We start from the raw sequence: 7,649 nt of genomic DNA on the forward strand, positions 1-7,649 counted from the left end.
CGCCGCTGCGGCGGCCTCGGCCTCGGCCTTCTGCTGCAGAGCGAGGTCGAATCGGGCGCGCAGATCGGCGGTTTCAGCCTCGACGTCGTCGGTGTGCGCCTCGACATCGACGACGACGTCGATCTCGCGCAGCAGCTCCACACCCTCGGCGCCCGCGAGCTCCTCAAGAGTGTCCTGCAGGTCGACCGTGTCGACCTCGGCATCACCGCCGACGTCCAGCCCCGACTGCGCCACCTCCGCGGTGAGCGCCTCGCCGGCGGCCAGCGCCGCGTGCGCGGCATCCACCGTCGCCTGCGCGTCGTCGGCCACCTCCTGCAGTGCGGGGGCGACCGCGGTGTCCGAGGCGAACGGCAGCTCGGCCGCGACGGCGGCAGCGCCGGAGGTGAGGAATCCCCCGAGCAGCACTCCGGCGCCCACCGCCAGAGTTGCGGTGACCCGGCCGCGGTGGCGGCGGGTGGACTGTGCGCGCAGGGCGCGGCGGGAGGACGGGACGACGTGATCAGGGTGCATGAGAACGCGCGGGAGTTCGGGTTCGCCGGCGCGGCGGCGACGGGCGCCCTCGGGTTGGGCGCGTGTTCCACCCTCGCCCCTCCGTCTGGACGTCGCCCCGACTGCGCCTCAGAGCGACGTGGGAACCCGCAGTGTGATCAGTCCGAACGACCGAGAGGGCTGACGCGTCACATCTCCTCGTGCGTGTCGGGGTCGCCGTCCCAGAGCCGCCCGCGCTCCAGCCCGCTGAGGAGTGCGATCTCGTCGTCGGTCAGCGCGAATCCGAAGACGTCCGCGTTCTCGCGCTGACGCTCGGCGCTCGCGGACTTGGGGATCGGGGTCGAGCCCAGCTGGGTGTGCCACCGCAGCACCGCCTGCGTCGGGGTGACCCCGTGAGCCGCGGCGATCTCGGCGAGCACCGGCTCGGCCAGCAGCTCGCTGCGCCGTGCCAGGGGGCTCCAGCTCTCGGTGCGGATGCCGCGTGATTCGTGGAACGCCCGCAGCTCGGACTGCGGGAAGTAGGGGTGAAGCTCGACCTGGTTGACGGCGGGGACGACGCCCGTCTCCTCGATGAGTCGGGTGAGCATCGCCGCGGTGAAGTTCGACACCCCGATGCTGCGCACCGTCCCCCGCTCCCGCAGCTCGATCATCGCCCGCCAGCTGTCGACGTACTTGTCGACCGAGGGGTTGGGCCAGTGGATCAGGTAGAGGTCGATGCGGTCCAGGCCCAGGCGCTCCAGCGAACCGGCGGCGCTGGCGAGGGTCTTCTCGTAGCCGTGGTCACGGCCAGGGAGCTTGGTGGTCACGATGAGCTCGTCGCGGATGCCGCTGCGCCGCACCGCCTCACCGACCTCGGCCTCGTTCTGGTAGTTCACCGCCGAGTCGAGCAGCCGGTAGCCGCTGTCGATCGCCGCGACCATCGCCTCGACGCCGTTGTCGCCGCGCAGGTTGTAGGTGCCGAGCCCGAGCTCGGGAAAGTCCGTGCCGTCGTTGAGGGAGACCGTGGGAATCGTGATCATGCGCCCACGCTACGCCCCGGCATCCGTCACGGGGCCGGCGTGGTCAGCCCAGCAGCGCCTCGATCGTCGTGATGACGCCGTACTCGGCGTTGGAGGGCGCGCGGTGGCGTGCCACGGCGACGACGTCGGGGTGCGCGTCGGCCATGGCGTAGGACCAGTCCGCCGCCTGCAGCAGCTCGATGTCGTTGAGGTAGTCGCCGAACGCGGCCGTCTGGGCGGGGGTGATCCCCAGAGCACGCTGCAGGTTCCGCAGCGCGACGCCCTTGTTCACCCCGGCGTTCATGATGTCGACCCAGTGCTGGCCGGAGACGACCACCTGGTGGGTGCGGCGCAGGTCGTCGAACGCGGGCGCGGTGTGGGCCTCGCCGCCGTCGTGGTCGTAGATCGCGAGCTTCAGCACCTGGTCCTGCTGCGCAAGCACGTCGTCGACGACGCTCAGCCGGGCGTAGTACTTGTCCACCTCGGCGAGGAAACGCGGGTCGGTGTCCTCGATGTACGCCGACTCCTTGCCGCACACGACCACGCCGGCGTGAAGCGCCCCCTCGGCGACGAGTCGGCGCAGGCGCTCGATCACGCCCCGCACGAACCGCGGGTCCAGCGCGTCCGAGCTCACCTCGACGCCGTCGCGCACGACGTAGGCGCCGTTCTCGGCGATGTAGTCGAGGTCGCGCCCCGCCTCACCGAACGACCGCTGCAGGGTCGCCAGCTGTCTGCCGCTGGCCGGCGCGAACGCGATGCCGCGCTCGCGCAGACGGTCAAGCAACGGCCAGAGTCCTGCGGGCACGTGGCCGGCGGGGTCGAGCAGGGTGCCGTCCATGTCGACGGCGATGAGGCGGATATCGGGGACGGTCACGCCTCCATGTTCTCAGGCGCCGGGCACGCGCCGGTTCTTCGGGATACCCCGAAGGAAAGACTCCGGATGCCGGGGCGGCGGCGGCCGCGGCCTCGTCCTACCTTGGAGCCATGACCTCTTCCGCCGCCCTCCTCGCCCCGGCCCCGACGCAGGCGGCGCCCCGCCCCACGGCGCTGCGCCTGCTCGGCGCGCTCGCCCAGCTGGCCGCCATGTCCCTCGCCGGCACAGCACTGTTCACGATGCTCGCCGTGCTGCTGAGCCTGGGACTCGGGCTGCTGCTCGTGCTGGGCATCGGCGCGCTCTTCCTCATCGCCTTCGTGTACGTCCTCTACGCCACCGCGTGGCTGGAGTACGCCCGCGCCGACGGGCTCTACGACTACGGCCTGCCGGCGCTGCGCACCCGGCGCATGACCCGCCCCGGCTTCGGCGGCTGGCTGCGCATGCTGTGGCAGCAGTTCACCGACGGTCCCATGTGGCGCGGCGTCGCCGGGGCCGCGATCGCGACGCTGCTCGGCTCGGCCGTCATCTGGCTGGCCTCGACGGTCGCCACCGGCGTGGGGCTGCTGCTCTCCCCGCTGTTCGGCGCCGAGGAGATCCCCTCCCCCTGGTTCGGGCTCGTGCTCGAGCCGGGCTGGGCGGCGGTCCTGGGCGGGGCCGCCGTGCTGGTCAGCGCCGCGCTGCTGTTCGGCATCGCCCTGCTGGACGGCGTACTCACCCGAGCCATCCTCGTGCCCTCCCGCGAGGCCGTGCTCGCCCAGCAGGCCGCCACCTCCGACGTGCAGCGCGCCGGCGCCGTGCGCGCCAGCGAAGTGGAGCGCACCCGCATCGAACGCGACCTCCACGACGGCGTGCAGCCGCGGCTCGTCTCGGTCGGCATGACGCTGGGCCTCGCCCAGCAGAAGATCGACAGCGACCCGGATGCCGCGCGCGAGCTCATCGCCGAGGCGCACACCTCCACGAAGGCCGCGATCACCGAGTTGCGCCAGCTGGCGCGCGGCATCCATGCCTCCGTGCTCGACGACCGCGGGCTCGACGCCGCGCTCTCGGCCCTCGCCGCCCGGTCGCACGTTCCCGTGCACCTGGACGTGCGAGTCGAGGGCCGCTGCACCCGCGAGGCCGAGGCGGCCGTGTACTTCGCCATCGCCGAGTCGCTCACCAACGCGGCCAAACACTCCCACGCGGGCGAATGCCGTGTCGTGGTGCGCCGCCGCGACGACGGGACGTTGTGGGCCCGCGTCGAGGACAACGGCACCGGCGGGGCCCGCGTGATCCCCGGCGGAGGCCTCGACGGCATCCACAACCGCATCATCGCCGCCCGCGGGACCGTGCGCCTGGACAGCCCCGTCGGGGGACCGACCTCTCTGGAAGTGAGCGTGCCGTGCGCATCCTGATCTGCGAAGACTCCGCGCTGCTGCGCGAAGGGCTCGTGCGCCTGCTCGAAGACGCCGGCCACAGCGTGGTCGCCGCCCTCCCCGACGCCCACGACCTGCAGGCCGTGGTCGCCCAGACCGCTCCGGACCTGTGCATCCTCGATGTGCGGCTGCCTCCCACGTTCACCGACGAGGGCATCCGCGCGGCCCTCGTGCTGCGGGCGGAGCACCCGCACCTCCCGGTGCTGGTGCTCAGCCAGTACGTCGAGGAGCGGTACGCGTCGGAGCTGATCGCCGGGCGCGGCGGGGCTCTGGGCTACCTGCTCAAGGACCGGGTCGCCGATGTCGGCGACTTCGTCGAGACCGTCGCCCAAATCGGCGCAGGCGCCACCGTCTTCGATCCCGAGGTGGTCTCGCAGCTGCTGGCGCGCCGCGCCCGCGACGACCGCATGGCCCGCCTGACCGACCGGGAGCGCACCGTGCTCGCCCTCATCGCCGAAGGAAAGTCCAACCAGGCGATCGCGCGCACGCTGCACGTCAGTGAGGCGAGCGTGGAGAAGTACATCACCTCCCTCTTCCAGAAACTCGACCTCGAGCAGGACGAATCCGGCAACCGACGGGTGCTGGCAGCGCTCGCACATCTCGAGCACGGCGGCGACCTGCCGCAGACAGGAGCATCACGATGAGCACGACACTCACTCCCCCCACGCCCCCCACGGGGCCGCAGCCCTCCCCCGTCATCCCACCGCCGGTACCCCCGCGCAGCTCGGCTGGCCGCGTCGTGGCCATCATCGCCATCGTCGTGGGTGCGGTCATCATCATCGGCGCGGTCGCCACCGGCGTCATCGGCTCGATCGTGCGGGCGGCCGGCACCACCGACGATCGCATCGTCGTGGATGCCACAGGGGTCGACTCTCTCGATGTCGACGTGGCCGCGGGCGATGTGCGGGTGCTCTTCACCGACACCGACGAGGCGGTGCTCGATGTGACCGCGGCGGCCGGCGGTGGGCAGTGGACCCTCGACCGTGACGGCGATGAGCTGGTCGTGCGCTCACCGGACCGCTGGTTCGGCGGCTGGTGGTTCTACGACGGTCCCACGCGGGTCGTGCTGGAGCTGCCCGAGAGCCTGCAGGGCGCCGCGCTCGATGCGACGCTCACCCTGTCGGCGGGATCACTCGACGTCGACGGCGAGTTCGGCACGCTCGAACTCGAGGTCAATGCCGGGGAACTCACCCTGGCAGGTGCCGCTGCCGAGGTCGACGTGAGCGTCAACGCCGGCCGCGCCGACCTGGAGATCGCCGATGTGGCCACGGCCGACCTCGATGTCAGTGCCGGTGGACTGAAGGCGGTGTTCACCGGCGACGCGCCCGACGACGTCGCGATCGACGTCAGCGCCGGGTCGCTCGACCTCGCGGTGCCGAGCGGTGCCTACCGCGTCGCCTCCGATGTGTCGGCGGGGGGCCTCGACAATCGTCTCGAGACGTCGACGCAGGCCTCGCGGCTCATCACGGTCACCGTGTCGGCCGGCGACGTCACCCTGCGCTCGGGGCGCTGATCCCCCCGATCGCCCCAGCGCGCTGACCCCCCGAAGGGCCGGCCGGACACCCTCCGACCGGCCCTTCACGCTGCGCGCGGGCCACCGCGTGGACGGGTGCCCGCGGGCAGGTCTAGCGTTGAGGTGTGACTGCCCCGATCGATGCCACCTCCACACCCGCCTGGAACGAACTCACCGCCCTGCGCGAGGACTTCACCCCCGATCTGCGCGGGTGGTTCGCCGACGATCCGCGCCGAGCCGAGCGGCTGAGCCTGCCGCTGGCGGACCTGCACGTCGACTTGTCGAAGAACCTCGTCACCGACGAGATCCTCGCCGCCCTCGTGCGACTGGCCCAGCAGACCGGCGTCGCCGAGCGCTACGCCGCGATGCTGGCCGGCGAGCACATCAACACCACCGAGGACCGCGCCGTGCTGCACACGGCGCTGCGCCGTCCCGCCGGCGCCTCCCCCGCACTCGTCGTCGACGGGCAGAACGTAGACCACGACGTGCACGAGGTGCTGGATGCCGTGAGCGCCTTCGCCGACCGGGTGCGCTCGGGCGACTGGCTGGGAGTGACCGGCAAGAAGGTGAAGACGATCGTCAACATCGGCATCGGCGGCTCGGATCTCGGCCCGGTCATGGTGTCCGAAGCCCTGGCACCCTACGCCGACGCCGGCATCCACGCCCGGTTCGTGTCGAACATCGACCCCGCCGACATCGCCCAGAAGACCGCCGATCTCGATCCCGAGACGACGCTGTTCATCGTGGCATCCAAGACGTTCACGACGCTCGAGACCCTCACCAACGCCCGCCTCGCGCGGGAGTGGCTGTGGCGGAGCCTGGAACAGGCGGGCGCGATCGACGGCTCGGATGCCGCCCGCAACGATGCCGTGGCCCACCACTTCGTTGCCGTCTCGACAGCGCTCGACAAGGTGGCTGCGTTCGGCATCGACCCCGCCAACGCCTTCGGGTTCTGGGACTGGGTGGGCGGCCGGTACTCCGTCGACTCCGCGATCGGGCTGTCGCTGGCGATCGAGCTGGGACCCGACGTCTTCCGGGAGATGCTCGCGGGCTTCCACGACGTCGACGAACACGTGCGCACGACGCCGCTCGAGCGCAACGTGCCGGTGGTCATGGGGCTGCTGAACGTCTGGTACTCGAACTTCCTCGGCTCGCAGTCCCACGCGGTACTGCCCTACGCGCAGCAGCTGCACCGGTTCGCGGCGTACCTGCAGCAACTCACGATGGAATCGAACGGCAAGTCGGTGCGCTGGGACGGAACGCCCGTCACCACCGACACCGGCGAGGTGTTCTGGGGCGAGCCCGGGACGAACGGGCAGCACGCGTTCTACCAGCTGATCCACCAGGGGACGCGCCTGATCCCGGCGGACTTCATCGCCTTCGTCAACCCCGCCTACCCGCTCACCGACGACGGCCGTGACGTGCACGGGCTCTTCCTGGCGAACTTCCTGGCGCAGACGAAGGCGCTCGCGTTCGGCAAGACGGCCGCCGAGGTCGAGGCCGAGGGGACCACCGGCCCGCTCGTGGCGGCGCGCACCTTCCCCGGCAACCGGCCGACAACGTCGATCTTCGCGCCCGCGCTCACCCCGCGTGTGCTGGGTCAGCTCATCGCCCTGTACGAGCACATCACGTTCACCCAGGGCGTGATCTGGGGCATCAACTCGTTCGACCAGTGGGGTGTGGAGCTCGGCAAGCAGCTGGCCACCCAGATCGCACCGGCTATCGAGGGAGACGCCGACGCGCTCGCGGCGCAGGATGCCTCGACCCGCGGCCTCCTGGAGTACTACCGGGCCCACCGCGAGTTCTGACGCGGGCGACGGGGGGCCGCGGTTCCGCGCCGGCCGCGGTCGGGGCGCCGATCAGGCCGAGCGGAACACCTCTACATCACCCGCGCGCACGCGGGCAGCGAGGACGAGGGCGATGATTCCGAGCCCGAGGGTCTGCGCGAGGAACCCCAGGGAGCCCAGAGCGCTCGCCGCCCCGAGGGCGTTCTGGTCGGCGACCGGTCCGATGGACACGAGCAGGAGCGACGGGATAACCCCGGCGGCGACCGATACGAGCAGCGCCCACAGTGGCGCCCATCGCCAGGGCTCGGGGAGGATCCGTGCTCGTGCGACCTGGACGACGGCGACAACAGCCGCGGCCAGCGAGACGAGGAGATCCACATAGAACACCGTCGTCCACACGCCGGTGGCCGAGCGATATGCGTCCATGCCGGCGTCGAATGCAGCGGCGTCCATATTCGGCAGAAGCGGTTGCGCGATGCGCAGGACAATCGGCCACAGCGCGACGACCGCGAGTGCGGCTACGCCGAGCGGGCGTCGCGCCACGACGCTCGCTTCCTTCGAGCGCCCTATCGCGAA

7 protein-coding genes and 1 pseudogene are annotated in these 7,649 nt (G+C 71.5%); 4 read left to right on the top strand and 4 right to left on the bottom strand.

Annotated features, from left to right (window positions below; all coding sequences use genetic code 11):
• From NQ160_RS14570 to NQ160_RS14580, 3 genes and pseudogenes are all read right to left on the bottom strand, one after another.
• Positions 1-510 (bottom strand): annotated as a pseudogene (locus NQ160_RS14570) (hypothetical protein); the annotation flags it as partial.
• A gap of 167 nt (positions 511-677) precedes the next feature.
• Entirely contained in the window at positions 678-1,508 is an 831-nt protein-coding gene (locus NQ160_RS14575) for an aldo/keto reductase (protein WP_257515926.1), read from the bottom strand.
• 43 nt (positions 1,509-1,551) lie between these two features.
• Positions 1,552-2,361, bottom strand: a complete 810-nt coding sequence (locus NQ160_RS14580; protein WP_257515927.1) for a Cof-type HAD-IIB family hydrolase — start codon at positions 2,359-2,361, stop codon at positions 1,552-1,554.
• Positions 2,362-2,471: 110 nt separating this feature from the next.
• On the opposite strand from NQ160_RS14580, the gene NQ160_RS14585 reads away from it, so the two are divergent.
• From NQ160_RS14585 to pgi, 4 genes are all read left to right on the top strand, one after another.
• Positions 2,472-3,752 carry a sensor histidine kinase gene (locus NQ160_RS14585; protein ID WP_257515928.1) on the top strand — a complete coding sequence of 427 codons (1,281 nt, stop codon included), beginning with the start codon at positions 2,472-2,474 and terminating at the stop codon, positions 3,750-3,752.
• Positions 3,740-4,417 carry a response regulator transcription factor gene (locus tag NQ160_RS14590; RefSeq protein ID WP_257515929.1) on the top strand — a complete coding sequence of 226 codons (678 nt, stop codon included), beginning with the start codon at positions 3,740-3,742 and terminating at the stop codon, positions 4,415-4,417. The genes NQ160_RS14585 and NQ160_RS14590 overlap by 13 nt, the downstream gene beginning before the upstream one ends.
• Positions 4,414-5,286, top strand: coding sequence for a DUF4097 domain-containing protein (locus NQ160_RS14595; RefSeq protein ID WP_257515930.1), 873 nt, complete (start codon positions 4,414-4,416; stop codon positions 5,284-5,286). Before NQ160_RS14590 ends, NQ160_RS14595 begins: the two co-directional genes overlap by 4 nt.
• 125 nt (positions 5,287-5,411) lie before the next feature.
• Positions 5,412-7,094, top strand: coding sequence for a glucose-6-phosphate isomerase (pgi, locus tag NQ160_RS14600; RefSeq protein WP_257515931.1), 1,683 nt, complete (start codon positions 5,412-5,414; stop codon positions 7,092-7,094).
• A gap of 51 nt (positions 7,095-7,145) precedes the next feature.
• Here the strand turns inward: pgi and NQ160_RS14605 are convergent.
• The coding region (locus NQ160_RS14605) for a hypothetical protein (RefSeq protein WP_257515932.1) at positions 7,146-7,649 on the bottom strand (504 nt) is incomplete at its 5' end.

It is taken from the genome of Microbacterium sp. zg.Y909 (assembly GCF_024626565.1).